The sequence below is a fragment of the Micromonospora sp. WMMD729 genome, assembly GCF_049315225.1.
In the GTDB taxonomy this organism is placed as follows: Bacteria; Actinomycetota; Actinomycetes; order Mycobacteriales; family Micromonosporaceae; genus Micromonospora.
The window spans coordinates 5,618,549-5,644,556 of record NZ_CP186059.1 but is presented as its reverse complement, the minus strand read 5'-3'; the positions used below and the strand labels follow the sequence as shown (position 1 = coordinate 5,644,556).

General features: G+C 71.2%; 23 protein-coding genes. 14 read left to right on the top strand and 9 right to left on the bottom strand.

The window, feature by feature from the left end; genetic code table 11:
• The first annotated feature begins 71 nt into the window (after positions 1 to 71).
• Positions 72 to 1,004, top strand: a complete 933-nt coding sequence (locus tag ACN263_RS25850; RefSeq protein ID WP_422740828.1) for a CDP-alcohol phosphatidyltransferase family protein — start codon at positions 72 to 74, stop codon at positions 1,002 to 1,004.
• Between the two features lie 60 nt (positions 1,005 to 1,064).
• Here the strand turns inward: ACN263_RS25850 and ACN263_RS25845 are convergent, their stop codons facing one another.
• From ACN263_RS25845 to ACN263_RS25835, 3 genes are all read right to left on the bottom strand, one after another.
• Positions 1,065 to 2,318: a phosphatidylserine decarboxylase gene (locus ACN263_RS25845; protein ID WP_422736892.1), complete on the bottom strand. Its 1,254-nt coding sequence runs from the start codon at positions 2,316 to 2,318 to the stop codon at positions 1,065 to 1,067.
• Between the two features lie 157 nt (positions 2,319 to 2,475).
• Complete coding sequence (locus ACN263_RS25840; protein WP_422740906.1) at positions 2,476 to 3,126, bottom strand: hypothetical protein; 651 nt, start codon at positions 3,124 to 3,126, stop codon at positions 2,476 to 2,478.
• The gene (locus ACN263_RS25835) at positions 3,123 to 4,940 is read right to left on the bottom strand and encodes a PspC domain-containing protein (protein ID WP_422736891.1); all 1,818 of its coding nucleotides are present in this window, start codon (positions 4,938 to 4,940) and stop codon (positions 3,123 to 3,125) included. The genes ACN263_RS25840 and ACN263_RS25835 overlap by 4 nt, the downstream gene beginning before the upstream one ends.
• A 159-nt stretch (positions 4,941 to 5,099) precedes the next feature.
• On the opposite strand from ACN263_RS25835, the gene ACN263_RS25830 reads away from it, so the two are divergent.
• The 8 genes from ACN263_RS25830 to ACN263_RS25795 all read left to right on the top strand — a co-directional run bounded on the left by ACN263_RS25830 (position 5,100) and on the right by ACN263_RS25795 (position 14,782).
• Positions 5,100 to 6,365 carry a PspC domain-containing protein gene (locus ACN263_RS25830; RefSeq protein ID WP_422740827.1) on the top strand — a complete coding sequence of 422 codons (1,266 nt, stop codon included), beginning with the start codon at positions 5,100 to 5,102 and terminating at the stop codon, positions 6,363 to 6,365.
• A gap of 2 nt (positions 6,366 to 6,367) precedes the next feature.
• Positions 6,368 to 7,048 carry a response regulator gene (locus ACN263_RS25825; RefSeq protein WP_422740826.1) on the top strand — a complete coding sequence of 227 codons (681 nt, stop codon included), beginning with the start codon at positions 6,368 to 6,370 and terminating at the stop codon, positions 7,046 to 7,048.
• Positions 7,049 to 7,238: 190 nt separating this feature from the next.
• Positions 7,239 to 8,402, top strand: coding sequence for a Cys-Gln thioester bond-forming surface protein (locus tag ACN263_RS25820; RefSeq protein WP_422736890.1), 1,164 nt, complete (start codon positions 7,239 to 7,241; stop codon positions 8,400 to 8,402).
• A 651-nt stretch (positions 8,403 to 9,053) separates the two neighbouring features.
• Positions 9,054 to 10,694 (top strand): peptide ABC transporter substrate-binding protein, encoded by a 1,641-nt coding sequence (locus ACN263_RS25815; RefSeq protein ID WP_422736889.1) that lies wholly within the window; start codon positions 9,054 to 9,056, stop codon positions 10,692 to 10,694.
• Positions 10,695 to 10,843: 149 nt separating this feature from the next.
• Positions 10,844 to 11,770, top strand: coding sequence for an ABC transporter permease (locus ACN263_RS25810; RefSeq protein WP_422736888.1), 927 nt, complete (start codon positions 10,844 to 10,846; stop codon positions 11,768 to 11,770).
• Positions 11,763 to 12,722 (top strand): ABC transporter permease, encoded by a 960-nt coding sequence (locus ACN263_RS25805; RefSeq protein ID WP_422736887.1) that lies wholly within the window; start codon positions 11,763 to 11,765, stop codon positions 12,720 to 12,722. Before ACN263_RS25810 ends, ACN263_RS25805 begins: the two co-directional genes overlap by 8 nt.
• A 25-nt stretch (positions 12,723 to 12,747) precedes the next feature.
• Positions 12,748 to 13,776: an ABC transporter ATP-binding protein gene (locus tag ACN263_RS25800; RefSeq protein WP_422740825.1), complete on the top strand. Its 1,029-nt coding sequence runs from the start codon at positions 12,748 to 12,750 to the stop codon at positions 13,774 to 13,776.
• Positions 13,769 to 14,782 (top strand): ABC transporter ATP-binding protein, encoded by a 1,014-nt coding sequence (locus tag ACN263_RS25795; RefSeq protein ID WP_422736886.1) that lies wholly within the window; start codon positions 13,769 to 13,771, stop codon positions 14,780 to 14,782. The genes ACN263_RS25800 and ACN263_RS25795 overlap by 8 nt, the downstream gene beginning before the upstream one ends.
• 152 nt (positions 14,783 to 14,934) lie before the next feature.
• Here the strand turns inward: ACN263_RS25795 and ACN263_RS25790 are convergent, their stop codons facing one another.
• A complete protein-coding gene (locus tag ACN263_RS25790) occupies positions 14,935 to 15,324 on the bottom strand; it encodes a chorismate mutase (protein ID WP_422736885.1) in 390 nt (129 codons plus the stop codon).
• Positions 15,325 to 15,593: 269 nt separating this feature from the next.
• On the opposite strand from ACN263_RS25790, the gene pcrA reads away from it, so the two are divergent.
• Complete coding sequence (gene pcrA / locus ACN263_RS25785; protein WP_422736884.1) at positions 15,594 to 17,999, top strand: DNA helicase PcrA; 2,406 nt, start codon at positions 15,594 to 15,596, stop codon at positions 17,997 to 17,999.
• A gap of 107 nt (positions 18,000 to 18,106) precedes the next feature.
• Here pcrA and ACN263_RS25780 read toward each other — a convergent pair whose 3' ends face one another.
• Together ACN263_RS25780 and ACN263_RS25775 are read right to left on the bottom strand one after the other, a co-directional pair.
• Positions 18,107 to 18,874 (bottom strand): M23 family metallopeptidase, encoded by a 768-nt coding sequence (locus ACN263_RS25780; protein WP_422736883.1) that lies wholly within the window; start codon positions 18,872 to 18,874, stop codon positions 18,107 to 18,109.
• 261 nt (positions 18,875 to 19,135) lie between these two features.
• Positions 19,136 to 19,843, bottom strand: a complete 708-nt coding sequence (locus ACN263_RS25775) for a M23 family metallopeptidase (RefSeq protein ID WP_422736882.1) — start codon at positions 19,841 to 19,843, stop codon at positions 19,136 to 19,138.
• A 427-nt stretch (positions 19,844 to 20,270) separates the two neighbouring features.
• Between ACN263_RS25775 and ACN263_RS25770 the strand changes: the two genes are divergently transcribed.
• The 3 genes from ACN263_RS25770 to sucD all read left to right on the top strand — a co-directional run bounded on the left by ACN263_RS25770 (position 20,271) and on the right by sucD (position 23,159).
• Positions 20,271 to 20,675, top strand: coding sequence for a cobalamin B12-binding domain-containing protein (locus ACN263_RS25770; protein ID WP_422736881.1), 405 nt, complete (start codon positions 20,271 to 20,273; stop codon positions 20,673 to 20,675).
• Between the two features lie 415 nt (positions 20,676 to 21,090).
• A complete protein-coding gene (gene sucC, locus ACN263_RS25765; RefSeq protein WP_422736880.1) occupies positions 21,091 to 22,269 on the top strand; it encodes an ADP-forming succinate--CoA ligase subunit beta in 1,179 nt (392 codons plus the stop codon).
• Positions 22,270 to 22,271: 2 nt separating this feature from the next.
• Positions 22,272 to 23,159, top strand: coding sequence for a succinate--CoA ligase subunit alpha (gene sucD / locus ACN263_RS25760; protein WP_422736879.1), 888 nt, complete (start codon positions 22,272 to 22,274; stop codon positions 23,157 to 23,159).
• Positions 23,160 to 23,222: 63 nt separating this feature from the next.
• On the opposite strand, the gene ACN263_RS25755 is transcribed toward sucD, so the two are convergent.
• Positions 23,223 to 23,483 carry a DUF4190 domain-containing protein gene (locus ACN263_RS25755; RefSeq protein WP_422736878.1) on the bottom strand — a complete coding sequence of 87 codons (261 nt, stop codon included), beginning with the start codon at positions 23,481 to 23,483 and terminating at the stop codon, positions 23,223 to 23,225.
• A gap of 200 nt (positions 23,484 to 23,683) precedes the next feature.
• Between ACN263_RS25755 and ACN263_RS25750 the strand changes: the two genes are divergently transcribed.
• Positions 23,684 to 24,997, top strand: coding sequence for a DUF6350 family protein (locus tag ACN263_RS25750; protein WP_422736877.1), 1,314 nt, complete (start codon positions 23,684 to 23,686; stop codon positions 24,995 to 24,997).
• Between the two features lie 69 nt (positions 24,998 to 25,066).
• Here the strand turns inward: ACN263_RS25750 and ACN263_RS25745 are convergent, their stop codons facing one another.
• Both ACN263_RS25745 and ACN263_RS25740 read right to left on the bottom strand, forming a co-directional pair.
• Positions 25,067 to 25,630 (bottom strand): DUF4190 domain-containing protein, encoded by a 564-nt coding sequence (locus ACN263_RS25745; protein WP_422736876.1) that lies wholly within the window; start codon positions 25,628 to 25,630, stop codon positions 25,067 to 25,069.
• A 26-nt stretch (positions 25,631 to 25,656) separates the two neighbouring features.
• Positions 25,657 to 25,953 carry a CD225/dispanin family protein gene (locus tag ACN263_RS25740; RefSeq protein ID WP_422736875.1) on the bottom strand — a complete coding sequence of 99 codons (297 nt, stop codon included), beginning with the start codon at positions 25,951 to 25,953 and terminating at the stop codon, positions 25,657 to 25,659.
• Positions 25,954 to 26,008: the final 55 nt, after the last annotated feature.

Below are 26,008 nucleotides of genomic sequence, written 5' to 3'. Positions count from 1 at the left end.
CGAGAGCCCTTTGGCGCCGGCGTCGTACGACTGACAGTCCGCGCCCCGCAGGGCGTCGCTGGGCGGGCCGGTTGCGCCGCAGCAGCACGTTCGCCCGCCAGGTGTTGCTGGTCCGCGTGGGCCGCCGCGACGGTGACCTGCGGACCACCGACCTGACACTCCCGGAGCACCGGTACGCCAACCGCCAGCGCCGTCGCTACGGTCTGGACCGGCTCAGCCGCCCGGCCGGCGTCACCCGCGCCGACATCGAGGCGGTCATGCCGGTCAGCCCGGCGCTGCCGATGACGCACACCGACGAGGCCACCGCCGGATCGATCCCCCTGCTCCCCGGCGAGCGCACGATGGCCCGCCGGATGAAGTTCGCCGTGGTCAACGCCTGCACCCTGTCCAGCCTGATGCTCGGCATGCTGGCGATCTTCCTGGCCATGCAGGGTGAGGTGCGCATCGCCGCCCTCTGCCTGATCGCCTGCGTCGTCTTCGACGGCCTGGACGGCGCGTTGGCGCGTCGGCTCGGCGTCGCCAGCCCGTTCGGCGCGCAGATGGACTCGCTCGCCGACATGTGCTCGTTCGGCCTCGCCGCGCCCGTGGTGGTCTACGCCTCGCTCGCCGGCTCCGTGTCGACGGCCGCGGCTGCGGTCGCCTGTGCGCTGGTCGCGGCGTGTGCGGCGATCCGACTCGCCCGCTTCAACGTCTCGCCGAAGGACGGCCGCTTCTTCTGCGGTGTCCCCACCACCATGGCCGCCGCCGTGCTCGCCGTGACCGTGGCGATCGGTCTGCCGGTGCCGGGCCTCGTGCTCGTGGCCGGCGTGGCGCTGCTCGCCTTCGCGATGGTGTCCAGCTTCCCGTACGCCAAGCTCGCACGCCTGGTGAAGCTGCCGCCGTGGCTCTGGCTCGCCCCGGTGCTCGGCGCGCTCGTCGACGTCCGGCTCACGTTCGCCCTGATCGTGGTCGGCTACCTGGTCAGCGGGCCGGTGCTCTGGCTGCGCCAGCGTCGTACCGCCTGATCCGACGTAGAAAGAACGGGGTGCCGCGGACAGCGGCGCCCCGTTCTTCGCATCCTGGTCTCAGCGCCAGCGGGCGATGACCGTCGCGCCGCCGACCACCTTGTCGCCCGGCCCCACCAGCGGCTCCGCGGCGTCGGCCGGCAGGTAGACGTCGGTCCGCGAGCCGAACCGGATGAGCCCGAACCGCTCGCCCTTGGCCAGCAGCGCGCCGATCGGCGCGCGCTGCACGATGCGGCGGGCGATCAGGCCGGTCCGCTGCGCGACCACCACCGTGCCTCGGCTGGTGTCCAGCACGGTGTACGCGGCGACGTTGTGCTCGGCGTCCGGCTTCATCGCGTTGACGAACCCGCCGTCGGCGACGAAGTAGTCCACCACCTTGCCGGCGACCGGAGCGCGGTTGACGTGCACGTCCAGCACGGACAGGAAGACCGCGACGCGCAGCCACTCGCCGTCACCGAATCGCTCGTCGTGCAGCCGCTGCACCGACAGGACCTTGCCGTCCGCGCTGGCCACCACGGCATTCGGGTCCTCCGGCACGTCCCGCTCAGGGTCCCGGAAGAACGCGGCGACCGGGCCGGCCGCCAGCGCCGGCAGCAGCCACAGCTTGGACGACGGACGCGCCACCCGGGCCAGCGCCGCCAGACCCAGCGTGATGCCCGCCGCCGCCACTCCGTTGGAGTCGATGTGCATGCCCCTGGTCAGCGGCACGCTGGACGGCCGGTACGCCGGGGCCAGCCGGTCGGCCGCCGCCGGGCTGGCCGGCGTGAATCGCAGCCGGTGGACCCTGAGCGGCGGCGAGTTGCGCAGCACCAGGTCGTTGCCGACGCCGTACAGGGCGTCCTGCCGGCCCAGTTCGCCGGCCGCGCCGGCGGTCCGGCCCGGAGTCGCGGTGGTGGCGATGCTCAGCACGGCGCCGTCGACGAGGTACTTCGACAACCCCTGGATGCCGGTACGGGCCTCCTCGGCGGTGCCGGTGAACGCCTCACCGGCGATGACCACCGCCCCGGCCTCGGCGTCGTCGAGCGAGTCGACCACGCGTACCCGGTCGGCGACCCACCGGCCCTGCGCGGTGACGTGCTCGCGGAGCGCGGCGGCGGTGGACGACTCGGCGGGCACCACGGTGAGCCGGTCGCCGGGGAGCAACGCCTCGATCGCCGCGGCCAGCACCGCGGACTCCGGGCTCGCGCCGACCAGCAGGGCGACCTTCGGGTCGTTCATCCGGGCCAGTTCGGAGACGAGCGTACGGGCGGCTCGCTCGCCGATGCGGACCGGACCGGACCGGCCGGTGGTACGCACGGCGGGGGACTGCGTCATGACGGGCGGGCTCCTGACGGGGTAGAGACGGGAATCGCGGCGGGGGCGCCATGGCGGGACGGGCCGGCCGGCGGAGGCGAGATCTCCACCGGCCAGCATATGCGCCTGTCCACGCCCGCCGCACCGGCGAGCCCTCCGGCCCGGACCGGAGGGCCGCTCAGGAATCCTGCCGCCGCCCCGGTCGCTCGTCCGTGCCCGCCGGATCGTCGGCGGCCGGGTGGTCGTCGTGGACCACCGGATTCTTGTCGGCTGCCGACTCCTCCCGCGGTGGATCGCCCAGCCGGTTCTCGCCGTCCGGGGTGACCGGATGGTTGACCCGGGTCGCCTCGGTGGCCGGCGTGGACTCCGGCTCCGCCGGGGCGTGGGCCAGCCAGGCGGGATGGACCATGCCGGCCGCCGGCGCGTCGGGCGTGCGCAGCTCGGCCGTGGGCGGCTCCGGCGTGCGCAGCTCGGCGGTGGGCGCGGCGTCGGGCATGGGCTCGTACGTGGGCTGCTCGTACGTCGGCGGTTCGTACGCCACCGTCGGCGGCGGGCCCTGCTCGGTGGCGACGGCCCCGGGCGCGACCGTGGTGGCGGAGGCCGTCGCCCCCGGCCCGGTGGAGTCGTTCGGCTCCGGGCGGCTGGAACTGCCGGAGCGCAGCGCGCCGACCAGACCGAAGATCCCGATCAGGATCAGCGCGCCGGCCAGGAACCAGCCGACCGGCGGCAGCGCGAGCCCGAGCAGTTGGGCCAGCAGCCACCAGGCCGACAGCCCCAGGAACACCAGCCCGAAGGCGAACGAGAGCAGATCCGTACGGTGCGCCTTCACCGGGTCACCTCCAGGTTGCCGGCGTTGACGTGGATGTACAGCCGCAGCTTCCCGCCGCCCGGGCCGTCCGCGCCCAGGTCGGTGGACTCGCGCAGCCGGCCGTCGATGCCGCCGGATCGGTTGCCGAAGACGGTGGCGTCGCCGGCGTTGACGTCGGCCACCGTGGTGACGTCCACGTTGGGCGGTACGACCACGGTCGCCTGACCAAAGTTGATCGCCACGGTCACCTGGGTGTCCCGCTTCGTGAAGTCGATGCCGCGCAGGTCGAGGACGGCGTCACCGAAGCTGTTCTCGTACCGGTCGGCGAGGTCGCGGTAGTCGGTGGGCGCCCAGGTGACCGCGCCGTCCACGCCCCGGATCCGGTCGTAGGACTCGGCTACGGTCGCCGTGCCCAACGCGGCTGCCGTCACCAGGCCCAGCGCGATCAACCAGCGCGCCCGGCCGAACCAGGTGCCGACCAGCAGCCCCAGCCCGATGGTGGCCAACGCGGCGGCGAAGTACGCCGAGGCGCCGACATCGAAGACGTCCAGGAGGTCGAGCAGGGCGACCACGCCGAGCGCCAGGAAGATCAGCGAGAAGGTCACCGGACCGAGCGGTGACCGCTCCCGGGGCCGCTTGGGCGGCTTCGGTGGCTTGGGCGGGGGGTAGGCGACCGGCGCCGGTGCGGCGTACGGACCGTGTGGCGCGAACGGCGGACGGTACCCGCCCGGCGTCGTCGCCCCCGGCTGAGTGGCCGGGCCGGCGGCGGGTACGGCGGTCACCGGCGCGGCCGGCCAGCCGCTGGTGGGCATGGCGACGGTGGGCGTGCCGCTGGCCGGCCAGCCGGTGCCCTGCGGGGTGGCCGGCTGTGCGGACACCTGAGCGGCCACGGACCCCGTCGCCATCGGGGACATCGGCTGCGCGCCGACGGTCGGCTGCCCGGTGGCGGGCGGCTGACCACCCGGGACGGTCGGGTACCCGCCCTGCGGCGCGGGGGCGTACGGCGGGGCGTCGCCGGCCAGTGGCGCGGTCGCCGGCGGACCGCTGGGCGGTACCGTGCCGTACGCGGGAGCGGGCCAGGCGACCGGCGGGACCGGTCCGGGTGGCGTGCCCGCCGGGGAGGGCGGCACCGGCCCACCGGAGGGCTGTGGCCCACGGTTGTCCCGGTTGAGCAGCAACGCGCCGCCGATCAGGATGGCCGCGCCGAGCAGCACCGCGCGGAAGGCGTCGGTGACGATGTAGCCGAAGCTCGCGGCCACCAGGATGCCCAGGATGATCACGGTCACCGGGGACATGCTGGACCGGCCCCGCCCCAGCATGGACTCCACCGGGGAGGCCGTGTCGCCCTCGTTGGGGATGATCAGCCAGGCGGCGACGTACACCAGGATGCCGATACCGCCGAAGAACCCGAGCACCGCGAGGAGCACCCGCCACAGCACCGGGTCGGTGTTGGTGGCCCGTCCGATCGCAGCGCAGACGCCGGCGAGGTACCGGCCGTCGCGGGGTCGCACCAGCCCGTACCGCGAGGTGAAGCCGGTGCCGCCCAGCGGGCCCACGGACGGTCCGGGCGCACCGGGCCCGCCAGGCGTACCCGCGGCGCCGCCGGGCCCGTAGCCCGTGCCGGTCGTACCCCCGGGGCCGTAGCCGGTGCCGGCTGCGAAGCCGGCGCCCGGCGCGTAGCCGGCGCTCGACGGCTCGTGGGCCGTCGGGCCGGCGGGCGGGCCGAAGGTGGTCGGCTCGGTCCAGCCGGTGGGTGTCGTGGGCGGTGCGGGCGGTACTGAACCGCCCGGCTGTGCCGGCCCGGGGCGGGGCGGCGGGGCAGCTTCCTCGGTCATGCCTCGATCCTGCTGCCGACCTCGCCCGAACGACCTCAGGACCCGACCCTGACGCCACCCTGAGATCCGAGGGGTCGGAATGTCGGGGGCGTCCCCGTGGTCGGCGGACGCCGCAGCGTGTGACGATCGGACTCACCGAACCACGCCCAGCCCACCACCCTGACCAGGGAGCCTGTGATCAGCACCGTGACCCCGCCGCCGCGCCTCTACCGAGCCCCCGAGCATCGGATGGCCGCCGGCGTCGCCGCCGGCATCGCCGACCACCTCGGCATCTCGGTGCTGCGCGTGCGCGTCGCGTTCATGGTGCTGCTCGGGCTCAGTGGGCTCGGGCTGCTGCTGTACGCGGCGTTCTGGGCGGTGGTGCCGCTGCGCCCCGGTGACACCGCCGTGCCGCCCCGGCGGGACGTGGGCCAGCTCCTGCCGTTCGTCGGGATCGGGCTCGGTGTCCTGTTGATCCAGGTGATGGTCTTCGACTCGGTCGGCGCGGCGGGCACCGCCGGCTGGCTGGTGGCCATCATCGCGGTCGGCGCGGGCGTGATCTGGCACCAGTCGGCGCCCGAGCGGCGGCGTCGTTGGGGCGAGACGATGCCGGTCCCGTGGCTCGGCGCGGTCGTCGAGGAGAGCGACCGGCGGGCCTTCGTGCTCCGGTTCATCGGCGGTGGGGTGCTGGTCGCGGTCGGCATCATCGGTGTCGCGGCGGTCTACTCGCCGGCGCAGAACTTCGACGCGGTGATCAACGGCGTGATCTTCGCGCTGGTCGGGTTGGCCGGGGTCGGCGTGGTCGCGGCACCGGTGCTCTGGCGGACGTACAACCAGCTCCGCGCGGAGCGCGAGGGCCGGATCCGGGAGCAGGAGCGGGCCGAGTTGGCCGCGATGGTGCACGACCAGGTGTTGCACACCCTGGCGCTGATCCAGCGCAACGCCGGCGACGTCAAGACGGTGCAGCGGTTGGCCCGGGGGCAGGAGCGCTCGCTGCGCAACTGGCTCTACAAGCCCACGGCCTCGCCGAACGAACGCTTCGCCGCCGCGCTGGAGCAGGCCGCCGCCGAGGTGGAGGACACTTTCGCGATCACCGTGGAGGCGGTGGTGGTGGGGGACCGCGAGACCGACGAGAAGGTCGGCGCGCTGGTCGCCGCCGCGCGGGAGGCGCTGGTGAACGCGGCGCGGCACGCCGGCGTGCAGACCGTCTCGCTCTACGCCGAGGTGGAGCCCGATCAGGTCAGCGTGTTCGTCCGGGACCGGGGTAAGGGCTTCGATCCGGATACGGTGGAGGACCACCGGCACGGCGTACGCGGTTCGATCATCGGACGGATGAAGCGGCACGGCGGACGGGCCGAGATCCGGTCCGGCCCGGGGGAGGGGACCGAGGTCCGGTTGATCCTGCCGATCTCCCGGGACTCGTCCGCGGCGGAGAGGAACAGATGACCATGGCCGAGCAGCCGACGGAACAGCCGGGCCCGAGCCGCCCCGAACGCCTGCGGGTCTTCCTCGTGGACGACCACGCGATGTTCCGGGCCGGGGTACGCGCCGAGTTGGGCGCGCACGTCGAGGTGGTGGGCGAGGCGAGCACGGTGGCCGAGGCGGTCGCCCGGATCGCCGTCACGCTGCCCGACGTGGTGCTGCTCGACGTCCACATGCCCGACGGCGGTGGCCGCGCGGTGCTGGAGGCGATGCGGCGCAGTCACCCGCAGGTCAAGTTCCTGGCCCTGAGCGTCTCCGACGCGGCCGAGGACGTGATCGGGCTGATCCGGGCCGGTGCCCGGGGGTACGTCACCAAGACCATCTCGCCGGACGAGTTGGCCGCCGCGATCCGTCGGGTGGCCGACGGTGACGCCGTGTTCAGTCCTCGACTGGCCGGCTTCGTGCTGGACGCGTTCGCGGCCCGGCCGGACGCGCCGGTCGCCGACCCGGAGCTGGACCAGCTCACCAACCGTGAGCGGGAGGTGCTGCGCCTGCTCGCCCGGGGATACGCGTACAAGGAGATCGCCAAGGAGTTGTTCATCTCCATCAAGACGGTGGAGACGCACGTGTCGAACGTGCTGCGCAAGCTCCAGATGTCCAACCGGTACGAGCTTTCCCGCTGGGCGGCGGACCGCCGGCTCGTGTGACCAATTCCTCCGCCCTGGCATTTCGGGCAGATGCCACGGATGTTACGGGGCGGGGCTGACAAAAGATCAATCGTGGCTCCATACTGCCCCGGTCCCGTTTCCGCGCGTGGGTCTCGCATCCCGCGGAAACGGCGGCTCACGAGCGTGCCCGCGACGGCGGGTCACCCCTGGGGGAGAGGTACCACTTCTGATGTTCGGACAACGAGGACGACGCTGGGCGCGGGTCGCCCTGGCGGCTGTCGCCGGCAGCGCCCTGGCGTTCGGCGCGGCGGGCGCTGCCGCTGCCGCTCCGGCCACCGGTGTGGCCAAGGCGGTCGACGGCAGCCAGGTCACCCTCAAGCTCGACGGCAAGACGCGCACCACGTCTGCGCTCGCCCTGAAGATCGACGGCAAGCTGGTGCCGGCGTTCTGCATCGACTACCACACCAGCGTCAAGCTCGACGGCAAGTACGAGGAGGGCACCTGGGACGAGTCCCAGGTGAAGAACCTCGGCAAGGTGCAGTGGGTGCTCACCCACGGCTACCCGAACGCCGACGCCACCAAGCTCCTCGCCGCCGCCGGCGTGGACACCAAGATCGGCAAGAAGCAGCTCGACAACCTGCTCTACTTCGGCACCCAGACCGCCGTCTGGCACTTCAGCGACGGCATCGAGCTGGGCCCGTGGGAGAAGGGTCTGCTCGAGAAGAAGCAGTACGAGGTGATCCAGGCGGTCCGTGACTACCTGGTCAACAACGCCACCGACCAGCCGGAGCCGCGTGCCGAGCTGTCCGTCGACCCGGCCAGCGCCACCGCGACGGTCGGCGGCAAGGCCGGTCCGTTCACGGTGAAGGGCCCGGCGGGCGCCATCACCGTCGCGGCCACCGGCGGCACCGCCGTCGACGCCGAGGGCAAGCCGGTCACCACGACCACCAACGGCGGGCAGTTCTGGCTGGCCGCCGAGGCCGCCGGCGCGGTCAACGTGACCCTGACCGCGCAGGACTCGGTCTCCTTCGGCCGGGTGTTCCTCTTCACCGGCCCGAAGAAGGCGCAGAAGCTGATCCTCGGTGGCAGCACCGGCGCGACCGTCACCGCCCGGGCGGCGGCCACCTTCACCGCCGTACCCACCACCCCGCCGGCCACCCCGTCGGCGACCCCGAGCGCGTCGGCCTCCCCGACCACCCCGTCGGCCACGCCGTCGGACTCGGCGCAGCCGGCCAGCCCGGCCCCGTCCACCTCGCCGGCGAGCAACGGGGGCGGCCTGCCGCTGACCGGTTCGCCGATCGCGGCGGCGGCGACCGCTGGTCTGCTGCTGCTCGCCGCGGGCGCGGTGGCCGTCCTGATGGTGCGTCGCCGCAAGGTCCGCTTCACCGCCTGATCCACCTCGCCGCGACATCGGCCCCGGCACCGCGCAAGCGGCGCCGGGGCCGATGTCGTCCCGGCGGTGTCGTCGGTGCGCAGAAGGTCGTCCGGGACGCACTCGTCCACCCAGCCGGTGCTGGTGCCCGGGTAGCGGACGAGGGCATCGTCCGGACGGGTAAAGAACGGTGCGTGTCGGACTGGTTACGGATCGGCGGCGGCGGCCTTCGGGCGATCCGCCGAGGCCGGACCTGAGCGCCGCTCGGGTCTCCTAGCAGGCCATCTGCGTCGAGGTGGAGGACCTGCGCCGCGACCGTTTTATGATCATTTTTCAAGTATCGGCAACGTGGCGGGCAACTAACGGCTTGATAACGGCACCTTCACGGAAGAGGCCGGTGGGTGTCACAGTGGCAGCACCCCACCCTCGGTGTGTGGCACTCCGTACGGCCCACGACCATGTTCTCGCTGCTACCGGCGGGTTCGTGGTCGCAACGCCTGCGTAGGGTCGTGTCCCGTCGGGTGGGGAGCCCGGCGGATCGGAACATCAGGGGTGTCCCCAAACTTCCCTGTGGTCCCGGCGACCTCCGCCCCGAGGTAGCCGGGCGGTGTCACCCCCAAACGTGCGTGAAACCCACGACGGAACCAGGTTAGAAAGAGGAGGCCCCTCGGAATGAGAGTCTCGAAGCGGGCGACGAGCGCGATCGCGCTCAGCGCGGCCGCCGCGCTTGTCGCGAGCGGTTGCTCGAGCGGTGACAGCGACGGCGACGCCGCCGCCACCAAGGATGGCGCCATCGTCATCCACGGCGTCCAGCCGGAGAACCCGCTGGTTCCGTCGAACACCACGGAGACCGGCGGTGGCAAGATCATCGACTGGATGTGGACCGGCCTGGTCGAGTACCCGAACGACGGTGGGGCCCCGCGCAACGCGCTGGCCGAGTCCATCGACACCAAGGACTCCAAGGTCTTCACGATCAAGATCAAGAAGGGTACCAAGTTCCACGACGGTACCGAGGTGAAGGCGAAGAACTTCGTCGACGCCTGGAACTGGGCCGCGTACTCGCCGAACGGCGCGCAGAACGGCTCCTTCTTCTCGGACATCGAGGGCTTCGACAAGACCTACACCGAGGACCCGGACGGCGCGGACGGCCCGCAGAAGGCCCCGGAGCCGTCGGCCAAGACGCTCTCCGGCCTGAAGGTCATCGACGAGCAGACCTTCGAGGTCACCCTCGCCGCCCCGACCGCGGTCTTCCCGACCAAGCTCGGCTACAGCGCCTTCATGCCGCTGCCGGACAAGTTCTTCACCATGAAGCCCGAGGAGTTCGGTAAGAACCCCATCGGTAACGGCCCGGTGAAGTTCGTCTCGTGGCAGGACAACGTCCTCATCAAGCTCACGCGCTTCGACGACTACAACCTGCGCGACAAGATGAAGATCAAGGACGTCGACGTCAAGCTGTACCAGGACGAGACTGCCGCCTACGCCGACCTGCTGGCCAACAACCTCGACTTCATGGAGGTTGTCCCCACCTCGGCGCTCGCCGGTGACAAGTGGAAGGCCGACCTCGGCGAGCGGGGCATCAACACCGTCACCCCGTCGACCGCGTTCATCGCGTTCCCGATCTACGACAAGCGCTTCCAGAACCCGAAGCTGCGTCGCGCGGTCTCGCTGTCGATCAACCGGCAGGAGATCTCCGACAAGATCTTCTTCGGTACCCGCAAGCCGGCCGACAGCTGGGCGAACCCGCTTACCCCGGGCGCCAAGCCGGGCAACTGCACCGCCTGCAAGTTCGACCCGACCACGGCCAAGCAGCTGCTGACCGAGGCCGGCGGCTTCACCGGTGAGATGGTCTTCTACTACAACGCCGACTCCAGCCACAAGGACTGGATGGACGCCGTTGCGCAGCAGGTCAAGACCAACCTGGGCATCGAGGCTCGCGCCGAGGGCATCCCGACCTTCGCGGTCTTCCGGCAGAACATCAACGCCCACAAGATGACCGGCCCGTACCGTGCCGCGTGGCAGCAGGACTACCCGGACGTGGAGAACTGGGTCAACCCGCTCTACGTCAAGGGTGGCTCCTCGAACGACGGTCTCTACAGCAACCCGCAGGTCGACACCCTGGCCAAGCAGGCCAGCGCCGCGCCGAGCCTGGAGGCCTCGCACGAGGCGTTCGCCAAGGCCGTCGAGGTTGTCGACCAGGACGTCCCGAGCATCCCGATCTACTTCTACGGCCAGCAGTCCGGCCACTCGGAGAAGATCAAGAAGCTCGAGCTGAACAACGTCGGCGAACTCGACATCACCTCGGTCGAGCTCTGATCCGTACGGTCTGACCCCGGGTCGGGCTCGCCACATCCGGTGAGCCCGACCCGGGGCCGTTCCGCGAGTGGGTGCTACAACATGCCACTCGCCACGTTGTCACCACCGTGTCGGCCGTCCGACGCGCCCCCTGTCTGGAGGACCACCCCATGGGCCGTTATCTGTTGAGACGGCTGCTCCAACTCGTGCCGGTCTTCATCGGCTCGACCTTCCTGATCTACGCCCTCGTCTGGGCCGTTCCGGGCGACCCGTTCGCCGGCAAGTGCGGCGAGCGGCGCTGTCCGGATCAGTACGTCGCGTACATGACCGAGAAGTACCACCTGGACCAGAACGTCTTCGTGCAGTACGGCAACTACATGAAGAACCTCCTCCAGGGCGACTTCGGACAGACGTTCTCGCAGCGCGACATCGGCGACATCATCGCGAACGCGTACCCGAACACGCTGAAGCTGGCTCTGGTCGCGCTCGCCATCGAGGCCGTCATCGGCCTCGGCGCCGGCATCCTGACCGGTCTGCGTCGCAACGGTTTCCTGGACAACCTGGTCCTGGTCTCGACCCTGTTCCTGCTCGCGCTGCCGGTGTTCGTCGTCGGCTTCGTGCTGCAGTGGCTGCTGGGTGTGCAGTGGGGCATCGTCAAGCCGACCGTCTCGTCCGAGATGCGGTTGTCCGAACTGATCGTCCCGGGCTTCGTGCTCGGTAGCGCGTCGGTCGCGTACATCGCCCGGGTGGCCCGCACGAGCATCGCGGAGAACCGCCGCGCCGACTACGTGCGTACCGCCATCGCCAAGGGCCTGCCGATGCGCCGGGTCGTGGGTGTGCACCTGCTGCGCAACTCGCTCATCCCGGTGGTCACCCTGCTCGGCACCGACCTCGGCGCCCTGATGGGCGGCGCGATCGTCACCGAGGGCATCTTCGGCATCAACGGCATCGGCCGCGAGGTCTACCGGGCGATCGTCACCAAGGAAAGCGCTACCGTGGTTGGCATCGTGGTCGTACTGGTGGTCGTCTATCTGGTGATGAACCTGTTGGTCGACCTGCTCTACGCCGCCCTGGACCCGAGGATCCGTTATGAGTGACCCAAGCACCGCATCGATCGTCAGCACCCCTCCCGCTCAGGCGACGGACACCCCGACGACTCCCGGGCCGCAGGGCAACGAGAAGCCGCGCGGTCTGCTCGGCGACGCCTGGCGCGACCTGCGCCGCAAGCCGCTGTTCTGGATCTCGGCGACGTTCATCGTCATCTTCCTGTTGATGGCGGCCTTCCCGTCGCTGTTCGCCCCGGGCGACGCGGTCAACGGCTCGCTCTCGCGCAGCCTCGAGAAGGCGTCCGGGAACGCCTGGTTCGGGTACGACCTGCAGGGTCGGGACGTCTACGCCCGGGTCATCTACGGCGCCCGTGCCTCCGTCGTGGTCGCCGTGCTCTCCGTGGTCGGCACGCTGCTGGTCGGCGGCACCATGGGCATCATCGCCGGCTACCTCGGCGGCTGGGTCGACACGCTGCTCAGCCGGATCGCCGACGTGTTCTTCGGGATTCCGTTCGTGCTCGGCGCGATCGTCATCCTGACCACGTTCAACGGCTCGGGCAGCACCAACAGCAAGGCCGAGATCATGGGCCTGGTGATCATCTCGCTGATCGTGCTGAGTTGGCCGGTCGTGATGCGGTTGATGCGCTCCTCGGTGCTCGCCACCCGGGAGGCCGACTACATCGTCGCGGCCCGCGCGCTGGGCGCCGGCAGCGGTCGGATCATCCTCAAGCACCTGCTGCCGAACTGTCTGGCCCCGCTGCTGGTCTACGGCACGATCATGGTCGGCTCGTTCATCGGCGCCGAGGCCACCCTGTCGTTCCTGGGTGTCGGCCTGAAGTCGCCGGTGGTGTCCTGGGGCATCATGATCAGCGAGGGCAAGGATTTCATCCGGGTCGCGCCGGGGCTGGTGTTCTTCCCCGCAGCCTTCCTCGTCGCCGCAGTGCTGAGCTTCGTGATGCTCGGCGAGGCGGTCCGCGAGGCCCTCGATCCGAAACTCCGCTAGGGGAGATCCAGTGTCCGACATTCTCGTGTCCGAGCAGTCCGCGCCGGGATCCGGCGGGTCCGGACGTCCCTCCGGCCGGCTGCTCGAGGTCGACGACCTGCGGGTGGAGTTCCGTACCCGGGACGGCGTCGCAAAGGTCATCAACGGGGTCACGTACCACGTCGACGCGGGGGAGACCCTCGCCGTGCTCGGCGAGTCCGGCTCCGGCAAGAGCGTCACGGCGCAGACCATCATGGGCATCCTCGACACGCCCCCCGGGTTCGTCACCGGCGGGCAGGTCCGCTTCCACGGCAAGGACATGCTCGGCATGTCGGCCGAGGAGCGCCGCCGCATCCGCGGTGAGGGCATCGCGATGATCTTCCAGGACGCGCTCTCCGCCCTGAACCCGGTCTTCACCGTCGGGTTCCAGATCGCCGAGCAGTTCCGGATCCGGCGGGGCATGGGTCGCGCCGAGGCCAAGAAGCGCGCGATCGAGATGCTCGACCAGGTCAAGATCCCGAACGCCAAGGGCCGGTTCAACAACTACCCGCACCAGTTCTCGGGTGGTATGCGGCAGCGCGCGATGATCGCGATGTCGCTGGCGCTCGACCCCGAGGTGCTGATCGCGGACGAGCCGACCACCGCGCTCGACGTGACCGTGCAGGCCCAGATCATGGACCTGCTCGCGGAGCTCCAACGTGAGCGGCAGATGGGCATGATCCTGATCACCCACGACCTCGGCGTGGTCGCCGACGTCGCGGACCGGATCGCCGTCATGTACGCGGGCCGCATCGTCGAGGAAGCCGACGTGTACGACCTGTACGCCAAGCCGGCGCACCCGTACACGATGGGTCTGATCGACTCGATTCCGCGGCTCGACGAGAAGGGGCAGCAGCTCCGGACGATCAAGGGTCTCCCGCCGAACCTGATGAACATCCCGCCGGGCTGCCCGTTCAACCCGCGCTGCCCCATGGCTCAGCCGGTATGCCGGGAGAAGGTCCCCCCGCTGCTTCAGGTGGGCCACGCCCGGGCCAGCGCCTGCCACTTCGCCGAGGAGCTGGTGAACCGTGTCTGAGAACATCCTCGAGGTCCGTGACCTGGTCAAGCACTACCCCGTCACCCAGGGTGTGGTGTTCAAGAAGACCGTCGGTCACGTCAAGGCCGTCGACGGGGTCTCGTTCGGTCTGGGGGCCGGCGAGACGCTCGGTGTCGTCGGCGAGTCCGGCTGCGGCAAGTCGACCCTCGCCCGGGTTCTGATGAACCTGGAGAAGCCGACCGCCGGTGGGGTGATCTACAAGGGCCAGGACATCTCCAAGCTCTCCGGCGGCGCGCTGCGTCGGCTGCGTCGGCAGATCCAGCTGGTCATGCAGGACCCGTACACCTCGCTGAACCCACGGATGACGGTCGGCGACCTGATCGGTGAGCCGTTCGAGATCCACCCGGAGGCGGCGCCGAAGGGCAGCCGTCGGGCCAAGGTCCGCGAGCTGCTCGACCTGGTCGGGTTGAACCCGGAGCACATCAACCGGTACCCGCACCAGTTCTCCGGCGGTCAGCGTCAGCGCATCGGCATCGCCCGGGCGCTCGCGCTGCGGCCCGAGGTGATCGTCTGCGACGAGCCCGTCTCGGCGCTTGACGTCTCCATCCAGGCCCAGGTGATGAACCTGCTGGAGAAGCTGCAGGGTGAGCTGGGGCTCTCGTACATCTTCATCGCCCACGACCTGTCGGTGGTCCGCCACCTGTCGGACCGGGTGGCGGTGATGTACCTCGGCAAGATCGTTGAGATCGGCACCGAGGACGAGATCTACGAGCGGCCGACCCACCCGTACACCCAGGCGCTGCTCTCGGCGGTGCCGGTGCCGGACCCCACCCAGCGGAACAACAAGACGATCATCCGGCTCACGGGTGACGTGCCCTCGCCGATCAGCCCGCCCTCGGGCTGCCGGTTCCGGACCCGCTGCTGGAAGGCGCAGGATGTCTGCGCCGAGCAGGTCCCGCTGCTGGAGATCCGCCGCGACTCGGACCACCCGAGCGCCTGCCACTTCGCGGAGCGACGCGAGATCGTCGCCACCCACGAGGCGTGATTCACCGGAACCGCCTGCCGACGTCACCACGACGACGGCAGGCGGTTTCGTCTGTCCGGGCTCACCCGTCAGCGCCGGCTGCGGCCGGCACGGTCTGTCCGGGCTCGCCTGTCAGCGCCGGCCGCAGGCGGCGCGCTCTGTCCGGCTCCCCGTCAGAGCGGGCCGCGGCCGGCGCGCAGCAGCAACAGCGCCAGTTGCGTGCCGTCGGCGCCGAGCGCGAGCCGGAAGCGTTCCAGGATGTCCCGTTCCCGGGAGAGCACCAGCCGGGTGCCGCCGGAGGCCATCCGGGTCGCGCCCACCTCCCGCGACAGTGCGGCCCGCTCCTGCCAGAGCGTGATCAGGGCATGGTCGATCTCGTCGATCCGCTCCCTGATCTGCACGATCCGCGCGGCAGCGGTCGGCTCCACCGTGCCGGTCCGCGCGTCGGCCGGGTCGCCGGATTCCACCGGAGGGCCCGCCGTCGGCACGCTCCCGTCCGCCACGGCCTGTGCCGGGTCCGGCCGCGCCGGGGTGCCGTTCTGCTCCACCACGTCTGTCATCATCGGGTACCTCTCGCGCTCTGGTGCCCCGTGCCCGCAACCCGGGACGAAAAAGCCCCGGACTCCAGGAGCCCGGGGCTTTTCGCAGGTCTGATCGATCAGGCGCGACCTACGGCAGCCGGACTCCCGGTGCCGTAGTAAAAGTAGTAGCGCGCAGCGATCACGCCGTCGAGTATGCCCACCCCGGTCCCCGGTACGCAAGCAGCCGGCGTCGACGGGTCGGCCCGCACCGGTCGGGAAGTGTCCGGCTGGCGGCATAGACTTGTCGCGCGATGCATCCTCTCTTCGACATCCCCGCGTCCCCGCCCGCGCCGGAGTCCGCGCCGGCCCGCCCGTACCGGCCCGGGTCGGCCTCCGCCCACCTCGATCCGCGGCAACTCCTCGACGGGTTGAACGGGCCGCAGCGCGACGCGGTCAGCCACGCCGGCTCCCCGTTGCTGATCGTGGCCGGCGCGGGGTCCGGCAAGACCCGGGTGCTCACCCACCGGATCGCCTACCTGCTCGCCGCCCGGGACGTGCATCCCGGGGAGATCATCGCCATCACCTTCACCAACAAGGCGGCGGGCGAGATGAAGGAGCGCGTCGCCGCGCTTGTCGGTCCCCGGGCCCGGCTGATGTGGGTGTCGACGTTCCACTCCGCGTGCGTCCGCATCCTGCGTGCCGAGCACGAGCACGCCGGCCTCAAGTCGACGTTCTCGATCTACGACGCGGACGACTCCCGTCGGCTCATGCAGTTGGTCACCCGCGAACTGGATCTCGACCCGAAGCGTTACCCGGCGCGTGGGCTGGCCGCCCAGGTCTCCAACCTCAAGAACGAGTTGGTCGACCCCGAGCAGTTCGCCGCGCGGGCCAACGGGCCCAACGAGCGGGCGCTCGCCGAGGCGTACACGCTCTACCAGCGCCGGCTGCGCGAGGCGCACGCGCTGGACTTCGACGACCTGATCATGACGACGGTGCACCTGCTCCAGTCCCACCCGCATGTGGCGGAGAGCTACCGGCGGCGGTTCCGGCACGTGCTCGTCGACGAGTACCAGGACACCAACCACGCCCAGTACGTCCTGATCAAGGAGTTGGTCTCCGGCACCGACGGGCTGGCCCCGGCCGAGCTGTGCGTGGTCGGTGACGCCGACCAGTCGATCTACGCGTTCCGGGGTGCGACGATCCGCAACATCCTGGAGTTCGAGCGGGACTTCACCGACGCGCGGACGATCCTGCTGGAACAGAACTACCGCTCCACGCAGACCATCCTCAACGCGGCCAACGCCGTGATCGACCGGAACACCTCCCGCAAGCCCAAGCGGCTGTGGAGCGAGGCCGGCGACGGCGAGCGGATCGTCGGGTACGTGGCGGACACCGAGCACGCCGAGGCCGACTGGGTGGGCCGGGAGATCGACCGGCTGGTCGACGCCGACGAGACCCGCCCCGGTGACGTCGCGGTCTTCTACCGCACCAACGCCCAGTCCCGCGTCTTCGAGGAGGTGTTCATCCGGGCCGGCCTGCCCTACAAGGTCGTCGGCGGGGTGCGCTTCTACGAGCGCAAGGAGGTCCGCGACGCGCTGGCGTACCTGCGTTCGGTGGTCAACGACGACGACACGGTGAGCCTGCGGCGGGTGCTGAACACCCCGCGCCGGGGGATCGGCGACCGCGCGGAGGCGTGCGTCGAGGCGTTGTCCAGCCGCGACCGGATCTCCTTCGGCGCGGCGCTGCGGCGGGCCAAGGACGCCCCGGGCATCTCCACCCGGGCGGCCAACGGCATCGCCGACTTCGTGGCGCTGCTCGACGGCGCGCGGGAGCTGGCCGAGACCGGCACCCCGGAGGAGGTGCTGGAGGCCCTGCTGACCCGTTCGGGCTACCTCACCGAGCTGGAGGAGAGCCTCGACCCGCAGGACGCCGGTCGGGTGGACAACCTCCAGGAGCTGGTCAGCGTCGCCCGGGAGTACACCGAGCGGATCGAGTCACTGGGCGCCGACGGGGAGCGGGCCACCCTGGCCGGTTTCCTGGAGCAGGTCGCGCTGGTGGCCGACGCCGACCAGATCCCCTCCGACGACCCCGACCACCAGGGGGTTGTCACGCTGATGACGTTGCACACCGCCAAGGGCCTGGAATTCCCGGTGGTCTTCCTGACCGGTCTCGAGGACGGCGTCTTCCCGCACCTGCGTTCCCTGGGCGACAGCCGTGAGCTGGAGGAGGAGCGCCGCCTGGCGTACGTCGGGATCACCCGTGCCCGGCAGCGGCTCTACCTCTCCCGGGCGGTCACCCGCTCGGCGTGGGGGCAGCCGTCCTACAACCCGCCGTCACGGTTCCTGGAGGAGCTGCCGCCGGAGTTGGTGCGTTGGGAGCGCACCGAGGGGTCGTACACCTCGTGGGCCGGCGGGGGCGGCGGCGTCGGTGGCCGCGCGGACCGCGCGCCCGGCGGGCGCGGCACCTTCACCGGGGGTACGCCCAAGGCGGCCCAGCTCGCCCAGCGGCTCGGCGTGGACGGCAGTCGCCTGACCACGGCCAGCGAGCTGCCACAGGGGCCGAAGGTGGCGGCTGGCGACCGGGTCAACCACCAGCGCTACGGCCTGGGGCGGGTGCTCGCCGTCGAGGGACACGGCCCAGGCGCCCGCGCGCAGATCGACTTCGGCGACCAGACCATGTGGCTGGTCCTCCGCCACGCCCCGGTAGACAAGCTCTAACCCCGCCCACCACCGCGCCGATCTTGCACTTTCGGTTGTCGACATGAGGGCTCGTGCCCTTTATGTCCCCGCAGAAAGTGCAAGATCGGCGCAGGTGGGGACGGGGGTCAGCAGCCCAGGTTGACGCCGCGGGCGCGCATGAAGGGGGCCGGGTCGACCTGGTTCCACATGCCCTGGTGCACCTCGAAGTGCAGGTGTGGGCCGGTGGCGTCGCCGGTGGCGCCCTCGTAGCCGATCACCTGGCCCGCTTTGACCGCCTGGCCGACGGTGACGGCGATGCGGCTCTGGTGGGCGTAGTGGGTCAGGTAGCCGTTGCCGTGGTCGATGAAGACGGAGTTGCCGTACCCGTCGGCGGCGTCACCGGCCTGGGTGACCGTGCCGGCCGCCGCGGCGCGGATGGGGGTGCCCGAGGGCAGCGCCAGGTCGATCCCGGCGTGCAGGGTGCCCCAACGCTGGCCGTAGCAGGAGGTGACCGAGGCGCCGGGCATCGGGTCGACCCAGGCGGCCGTCGGCTTGGTGGTCTTCTTCGGCTTCGGCTTCGGCTTGGCGGAGGCCGTCCTCGTCGGGGACGGGCTGGCGGTGACCGGCGACGGGCTCACGGTCGGGCTGGTCGACGGTGAGGCGGGCGCGCTCGACTCGCGGACCGAACGGTCGGCCCGGCTGGCGGCGTCGGCCCGGGACTGCGCGTCGAGCGAGACGGCGGTGGGCGCCGGGCGGTCGGGTCCGGTGGTGGCGACGGCGACCCCGCCCAGGCCGAGGGCGACCAGGCCGGCCGCGCCGAGCACGATGAGGCGGTTCCGCCGGCGGGCACGCCGAGGCTGCTCACCGGTGGTGTCGGGGGTGTTCTCGTTCTGGACGGGGCTGTCTTCCTGCACGGCGGACCTTCACAGTCGAGGGGCACTTGACCTCGAAATACTGGTGCCGGGCGGAACGGGGCGACCGCCGGGACCGGACGCCCCACCCGCAGGCCGGTACGGAAGCGGTCCGTTATGCAGATTTCTGGGGCGTTGTGTCGGTAAAAGTGATCATGTCGTCCGTGGGCTGGGTCACAGTCGTCGTTGTGACAGAGGAAACATGGCCGGACGCGAAACCGCCCGGATCGAAAGATCCGGGCGGTCAACGGTCAGTGCGCAGCGTCAGGACGCGGCTACCTCGCTGTAGATTGCCTCGACTTGCAGCTTGATGTCCACTCCGCGCTCCTGCAGGTACGGAACGGGGTCGATCGGCGCGCCCTTGACATGAAGCTCGAGGTGCAGGTGAGTGCCGTAGGCGTGACCGGTCTGGCCCACCAGGCCGAGCTGGTCGCCCGCCTTGACCTGCTGCCCCTCCTTGACGCTCACCGCGGAGGAGTGGCCGTAGATGGCCTCGCTGCCGTCGGCGTGCTGCACGATCACCGTGTAGCCGTAGCCACCGAACCAGCCGGCCTTGGTGACCAGCCCGTCGTGGACAGCCACGTAGGGCGTGCCCTCCGGGACAACCAGGTCGACGCCGGTGTGCAGCTTGCCCCACCGCATGCCGTACGGGGAGTTGAAGTCGTAGCCCTGCAGCGGCAGCATCCAGACATCGGGCTCGGCCGCTTCCTTGCCGCGGCTGTCCCGGGAGGCGCGGTCGGCGTTGTCCGCCCGGGCCGCGGCGTCCTGGCTGGTGATCGACGCCTGCTTGAGCTCGTCGAGGACCGAGGGGCTGACGTCCTTGGCATCCGGCATGGCCGACGCGCCCAGCGCGACGATGCCCGCGCCGACGAACGCGGTGGTGACGACGGCCGCGTAACGGCTACGCGGGGGGGTGGGTACGCGGCGGCGGCCGCGATATCTATCGGGCTCAGACGACAGGCGCTGGCGCACGCACACCCTCCGTTGTCGGGGTTCCGAAGCGACCGGTGGACGTTCGTGAAGCTCGGGTGAACGTCTGCCGACCGCGTCGTCACCCGTCCATGGACCTGATGACAACCGTGGACACGTTAGCCAACCACCAGGCGAGTCACAAGCCAGAGCGCCGAATTGGCGTGTCAATCTGTCCCTTTCCGTCCGTGATTGTCATGCATCGCGTCGTCGAACGGTGCCCCCGTAACCACCCGTTCGTCGCCGAGCGTGACCGATCCGGCGGAGTAGTCCGGCTTGACGCCGGGGTCGGGCGGGGGCGGGTGATGCCGGGCACGTCCCGGGTCGCCGGCATGTCGGGCGTGTTTCCGGCCCGGATTTCCCGACCCCGGTCGGGCGGGTTACCGTTCGTTCAGGTGAAGGCCGTGGAGCCGGTGAAAGGTGTGCGCTGATGAGCTCTCGAATTCGGGTCGTCGTCGCCAAGCCAGGTCTGGACGGCCACGACCGCGGCGCGAAGGTCGTCGCCCGGGCGCTGCGGGACGCCGGCATGGAGGTCGTCTACACCGGCCTGCACCAGACGCCGGAGCAGATCGTGGAGACGGCCATCCAGGAGGACGCCGACGCGGTCGGACTCTCCGTGCTGTCCGGCGCGCACATGACGCTCTTCCGTCGGGTGCTGGAGTTGCTCACCGAGCGCGACTCCCGGGACATCGTCGTCTTCGGTGGCGGCATCATTCCGAACGACGACATCCCGGAGCTGGAGAAGCTGGGCGTCGCGAAGATCTTCACGCCGGGCGCCACCACCCAGGCGATCGTCGAGTGGGTCCGCGAGAACGTGGCGCAGCCGGTCTCCTGAGCGGCACGGGGATCCGGGCACGGGGGAGGGGCCGGACGCACCCCTCACACGTCCGGCCCCTCTATGCACGATGCCCCGCCGCCACCCCTCGACCGACAGGGCATCGGCCGTATCCCGTCTTTGCGCTGCTCAGCGCGCCGACACCTGACTCAACGACGCCCCGACGGGCGGGTTACGGACCCTCGGCAACATCCTCCGGACGATTGACGCCGCGCACGACGCGGCCGGAATCCGCACCACTCGACAGGGAGTTGTGCATTACCGCACACCGCGCACCCGCTCGGTTGCCGGCGGTGCCCACCTCGCTAGGCTGCCGCCAATGGCCTGTTTCAACTGATGACAGGCGTCAAACTGTTTTCTGAACGCTGGTGGCGGCGCGACGGCGCGCCGCGGAGACGGGACGGGACGCGCAATCGTGGACCTGTACGAGTACCAGGGGCGGGACCTGTTCGAGCGGCACGGCTTGCCCGTGCTGGCCGGCGGCGTCGCCACGACCCCGGAAGAGGCCCGCGCGATCGCCGAACGCCTCGGCGGTCGAGTGGTCGTCAAGGCGCAGGTGAAGGTCGGCGGCCGAGGCAAGGCCGGTGGCGTCAAGCTCGCCGAGGGCCCGGATGAGGCGGTGGCGCGGGCCACCGACATCCTCGGCATGGACATCAAGGGTCACACCGTCCACAAGGTCATGATCACCGTGACGGCGGACGTGGCCGAGGAGTACTACTTCTCGTACCTGCTCGACCGGGCGAACCGCACCTTCCTCTGCATCGCCAGCGTCGCCGGCGGTATGGACATCGAGCAGGTCGCCGCCGAGACCCCGGACCGCGTGGTGAAGGCGCCGATCGACGCCAACACCGGCGTGGACGAGGCCAAGGCGCGGGAGATCGTCACCGCGGCCGGCTTCCCGGCCGAGGTCGCCGACCAGGTCGTCGAGGTGGCCGTCGGTCTGTGGCAGGCGTTCGTCGCCGAGGACGCCACCCTGGTCGAGGTGAACCCGCTCGCCAAGAACGGTGACGGGCGGCTGCTGCTGCTCGACGCCAAGATCACGCTGGACGAGAACGCCGCGTTCCGGCACCCGGACCACGAGGCCCTGGTCGACCAGGCCAGCGTGGACCCGCTCGAGCAGGCGGCCAAGGAGAAGGACCTCAACTACGTCAAGCTCGACGGTGAGGTCGGCATCATCGGCAACGGCGCGGGTCTGGTCATGTCGACCCTCGACGTGGTCGCGTACGCCGGCGAGCGGCACGGCAACGTCAAGCCGGCCAACTTCCTCGACATCGGCGGCGGCGCGAGCGCCGCGGTGATGGCGAACGGCCTGGAGATCGTGCTCTCCGACCCGGCCGTGAAGAGCGTCTTCGTCAACGTCTTCGGTGGCATCACCGCCTGCGACGCCGTCGCCAACGGCATCGTGCAGGCGCTCGACCTGCTGAAGCAGCGGGGCGAGGAGGTCACCAAGCCGCTCGTCGTCCGGCTCGACGGCAACAACGCGGAGGCCGGTCGGGCGATCCTCGACGGCGCGAACAACCCGCTGATCCAGCGGGTCGACACCATGGACGGCGCGGCCGAGCGGGCCGCCGAGCTGGCAGCTGCGGGGGTCTGACAATGGCTATCTGGCTGACCAAGGACTCCAAGGTCATCGTGCAGGGGATGACCGGTTCCGAGGGTTCCAAGCACACCCGGCGGATGCTCGCCGCCGGCACCAACGTGGTGGGCGGCGTCAACCCGCGCAAGGCGGGCCAGAAGGTCGACTTCGACGGCACCGAACTGCCGGTCTTCGCGTCCGTGGCGGACGCCATGGCCGAGACCGGCGCCGACGTCACCGTCATCTTCGTGCCGCCGCAGTTCACCAAGGCCGCCGTGGTCGAGGCGATCGACGCCGCGATCGGCCTGGCCGTCGTGATCACCGAGGGCGTGCCGGTGCACGACACCGCCGCGTTCTGGGCGTACAACCTGGCGCAGGGCGAGCGGACCCGGATCATCGGGCCGAACTGCCCGGGCATCGCCTCGCCGGGCGCGTCCAACGCCGGCATCATCCCGGCCGACATCACCGGCTCGGGCCGGATCGGCCTGGTCAGCAAGAGCGGGACGCTGACCTACCAGATGATGTACGAGCTGCGCGACATCGGCTTCTCCACCTGCGTCGGCATCGGTGGTGACCCGATCATCGGCACCACGCACATCGACGCTCTCAAGGCGTTCGAGGCCGACCCGGAGACCGACGCCATCGTGATGATCGGTGAGATCGGCGGCGACGCCGAGGAGCGGGCCGCCGAGTTCATCAAGGCCAACGTCACCAAGCCGGTGGTGGGCTACATCGCCGGCTTCACCGCTCCCCCCGGCAAGACCATGGGCCACGCCGGCGCGATCATCTCCGGCTCGGCCGGCACCGCCGAGGCGAAGCAGGCGGCGCTCGAGGCCGTCGGGGTGAAGGTCGGCAAGACGCCGACCGAGACCGCGAAGCTGATGCGGGAGATCATGTCCGGCAGCTGAGCCGGCAGGGCACCAGCGAAGGGGTCGACCGGAACCGGTCGACCCCTTCGTCGTACCGCCCGGTCAGTCGTTGTTCCAGAACGGGTAGTTGCCGGTGAGCCGCAGGATCGACCCACCGATGATGTTGATCACGCCGAAGACGATGGCGAGGTAGCCGAGCACCGGTGACTGGCCGTTGCGCCGCGCGTCGCGCAACGACAGGTAGCCGAAGATGATGCCGAGGATGCCGCAACAGATCAGGCCGAGGACGATGCCCAGCACGCCCCAGAGCGTCGTGCGGTCCCGGCCCCTGGCCGGCGGTGGCGGCGGGTATGCGGTCGTCACGACTACCTCCGGTGGGTCGTGGGCGGCCGACCGACCCGGGTCGCGACCGGCGGGTGGGCCCCGACGGCGGCGACGGCCACCCCCTCAGGGCCGACGCTAGACCCGTCCGGGTCGCCCGGACCCGGGTTCGCCCAACTCGCCGCCCTCCGGGGCGGGTTATCGGACTGCCACAGCCCGCGCGACGTGCCAGAGTAGAGCGGATGTCCCCCGTCACCCCTGACCGTCCCAGCCGTGCGGGCGGCGTACGCGCCGACGACCGGCCGGTCGACCGCGCCGCGCCGCGCCGACGGGTGCCCGCGCCCCGCGCCGGCGGGTCGCCGCGCGGTCGGGCGCCGCTGCCCGTCGCCGCCGGGGTGGCCGCCGGTGGGGCCGCACTCACCTCGTACCTGCCGGTGGCCATCGTGCTCGGCCTGGTCCAGCTCGGGGCGGACTCCACCACCCTGGGCGGCACGCTGCGCACCGCGTTGGCCGGTTGGCTGGTGGGGCACGGCGTTCCGCTGCACACCGAGGCGGGCCCGTTCGGGCTCGCCCCGCTGGCGCTGACCGTGCTCGCGCTCTGGCGACTCACCCGGGCCGGGGTGCACGTGAGCCGCGCGATCGGCGCCCGCGACAGCCGATCACCGCGCCGGGCGCTGATCGCGGCCGCAGCGGTCGGTCTGGCGTACGCGCTGCTCGGCGCCCTCGCCGCGGTGCTGATCGGCGCGCACGGCCCACAGGTGTCGCCGGTGCGGGCGGCGGTCACCTTCGCGGTGGTCGGCACGCTCGGCGCGTTGGTCGGCGCGATCCGCGTCACCGCCGTGACCCGGCTGCTCGTCAGCCGGATACCCGGCCCGCTGCGCGACGGCGTCCGCACCGGTCTGGTGGCGGCGCTCCTGCTCCTCGGCGCGGGCGCGGGCGCGGCCGGCCTGGCCGTGGCCACCGGCGGTGGCGACGCGGCGGACATGATCGGCGCGTACCGGACCGGGGTGGCCGGGCAGGCCGGGATCACGCTGGTCAGCACGGCGTACGCGCCGAACGCGGCGATCTGGTCGACGAGCTATCTGCTCGGGCCGGGCTTCGCGGTCGGTGTCGACACGGCCGTGCGTACCAGTGAGGTCTCCGTCGGCGCGCTGCCGGCCGTACCCCTGCTCGCCGGCCTGCCCCGCGGCCCGGTGGACGGCCTCGGCGGCCTGCTGCTGGCGGTGCCGGTGCTGGCCGGGATGGTCGCCGGCTGGCTGCTCGCCCGCCGGCTGGCCCGCGTCGCCGGGCCGGAGCGTGCCCTGCGGCGCTGGTCGGAGTTGCTGGTGCCGGCGGCGCTGGCCGGCCCGGTGGCCGGCGTGCTGCTCGGCGTCGTCGCCGCGGCCTCCGGCGGACCGCTCGGGGCGGGGCGGCTGGCGCAGCTCGGGCCGGTGGCCTGGCAGGTCGGTGCCGTGGCGACCGGCGTCGTCGCGGTCGGCGCGTTGCTCGGCGCCGCCGCCACCCGGGTGCTCGCCCGCGCCCCCCGTCCCACCCCACCACCGCGCCCCACCGCCTGACCTCTTGGATCAAAAGGGCGCGGGGCGCCCCGGAGGAGGTCCGGAGCGCCCCGATACGAGCCGAGCCGATCAGGGCTCGGTCGGCAGGCTGAAGGTCCCGACGATGTTCAGAAGGAGCAGCAGGATGCCCAGGCCGACGCCGACCGCGCCGCAGATCAGACCGGCCTTGGCCTGGCCCGCGTTGCTGGCCTGGCCCTGGGCGACCTTCTGCTTGGCGAGGTAGCCGGTCACCACGGCCGCGATGCCCACCGGGATGCCCAGGAAGACGCAGCAGACCAGCGGGATCGAGGCGATGCCGAGGATCATCGACACCAGGCCGAGGGTGTTGTTCTGCCCCTGGGCCTGCGGGTACCCGGCGTTCGGGTACGTCGGAGCGCCGTAGGGCGGCTGCTGCTGCCCGTACGGCGCCTGCGGCTGCTGCCCGTACGGAGCCTGCGGCGCGCCGTACGGGTCCTGCGGCGGCTGGCCGTAGGGCTGACCCGAGGTGGGCTGGCCGTACGGCTGACCCGACGTGGGCTGCTGGCCGTACGGGGCGGCCGGCGGCGGTGCGTACGGGTCGTGCGGCGGCTGGGGTGCGGTCGGGTCGTTCGGCTGCTGGCCGTACGGGTCCTGACCGGGATTACCGGGCTGCATTCGAGAGAACTCCTTGGTTGGTTCCGTCAGTTGGTGCTGCTGTCCCCACTCATGATCGCGCCCAGGCCACCCAATGCACAGCACAGCAGCACGATGACAAGCCACGCGATGCCCACGATGAGGGCCCACTTGGACCACTTCCGCGACTCCGTCGCGGCGGCCTGGGCGCCGGCGTAGTCACCCTGCTGGAGCAGCGGGTTGACCTTCGACGCGTTGATGATCGCCGGGATGGCCAGCGGCCAGAACAGGAAGATGGCGACGATCGACATCGTCATGTTGTTGTTGATCGGCGGCTGCTGCTGGGGGTGTGCGCCGGGATGCATCGGGGGTGCTCCTCATTCAATCGGCACGCTCGCCGTGCCGGTTCACTGACAGGGG

Coding starts and splice junctions, on each gene's coding strand:
- ACN263_RS25845 (WP_422736892.1), bottom strand. CDS start 2,318: ATGACGCAGTCCCCCGCCGTGCGTACCACCGGCCGGTCCGGTCCGGTC.
- ACN263_RS25835 (WP_422736891.1), bottom strand. CDS start 4,940: ATGACCGAGGAAGCTGCCCCGCCGCCCCGCCCCGGGCCGGCACAGCCG.
- ACN263_RS25825 (WP_422740826.1), top strand. CDS start 6,368: ATGGCCGAGCAGCCGACGGAACAGCCGGGCCCGAGCCGCCCCGAACGC.
- ACN263_RS25820 (WP_422736890.1), top strand. CDS start 7,239: ATGTTCGGACAACGAGGACGACGCTGGGCGCGGGTCGCCCTGGCGGCT.
- ACN263_RS25815 (WP_422736889.1), top strand. CDS start 9,054: ATGAGAGTCTCGAAGCGGGCGACGAGCGCGATCGCGCTCAGCGCGGCC.
- ACN263_RS25810 (WP_422736888.1), top strand. CDS start 10,844: ATGGGCCGTTATCTGTTGAGACGGCTGCTCCAACTCGTGCCGGTCTTC.
- ACN263_RS25805 (WP_422736887.1), top strand. CDS start 11,763: ATGAGTGACCCAAGCACCGCATCGATCGTCAGCACCCCTCCCGCTCAG.
- ACN263_RS25790 (WP_422736885.1), bottom strand. CDS start 15,324: ATGATGACAGACGTGGTGGAGCAGAACGGCACCCCGGCGCGGCCGGAC.
- pcrA (WP_422736884.1), top strand. CDS start 15,594: ATGCATCCTCTCTTCGACATCCCCGCGTCCCCGCCCGCGCCGGAGTCC.
- ACN263_RS25770 (WP_422736881.1), top strand. CDS start 20,271: ATGAGCTCTCGAATTCGGGTCGTCGTCGCCAAGCCAGGTCTGGACGGC.
- sucD (WP_422736879.1), top strand. CDS start 22,272: ATGGCTATCTGGCTGACCAAGGACTCCAAGGTCATCGTGCAGGGGATG.
- ACN263_RS25750 (WP_422736877.1), top strand. CDS start 23,684: ATGTCCCCCGTCACCCCTGACCGTCCCAGCCGTGCGGGCGGCGTACGC.
- ACN263_RS25745 (WP_422736876.1), bottom strand. CDS start 25,630: ATGCAGCCCGGTAATCCCGGTCAGGACCCGTACGGCCAGCAGCCGAAC.
- ACN263_RS25740 (WP_422736875.1), bottom strand. CDS start 25,953: ATGCATCCCGGCGCACACCCCCAGCAGCAGCCGCCGATCAACAACAAC.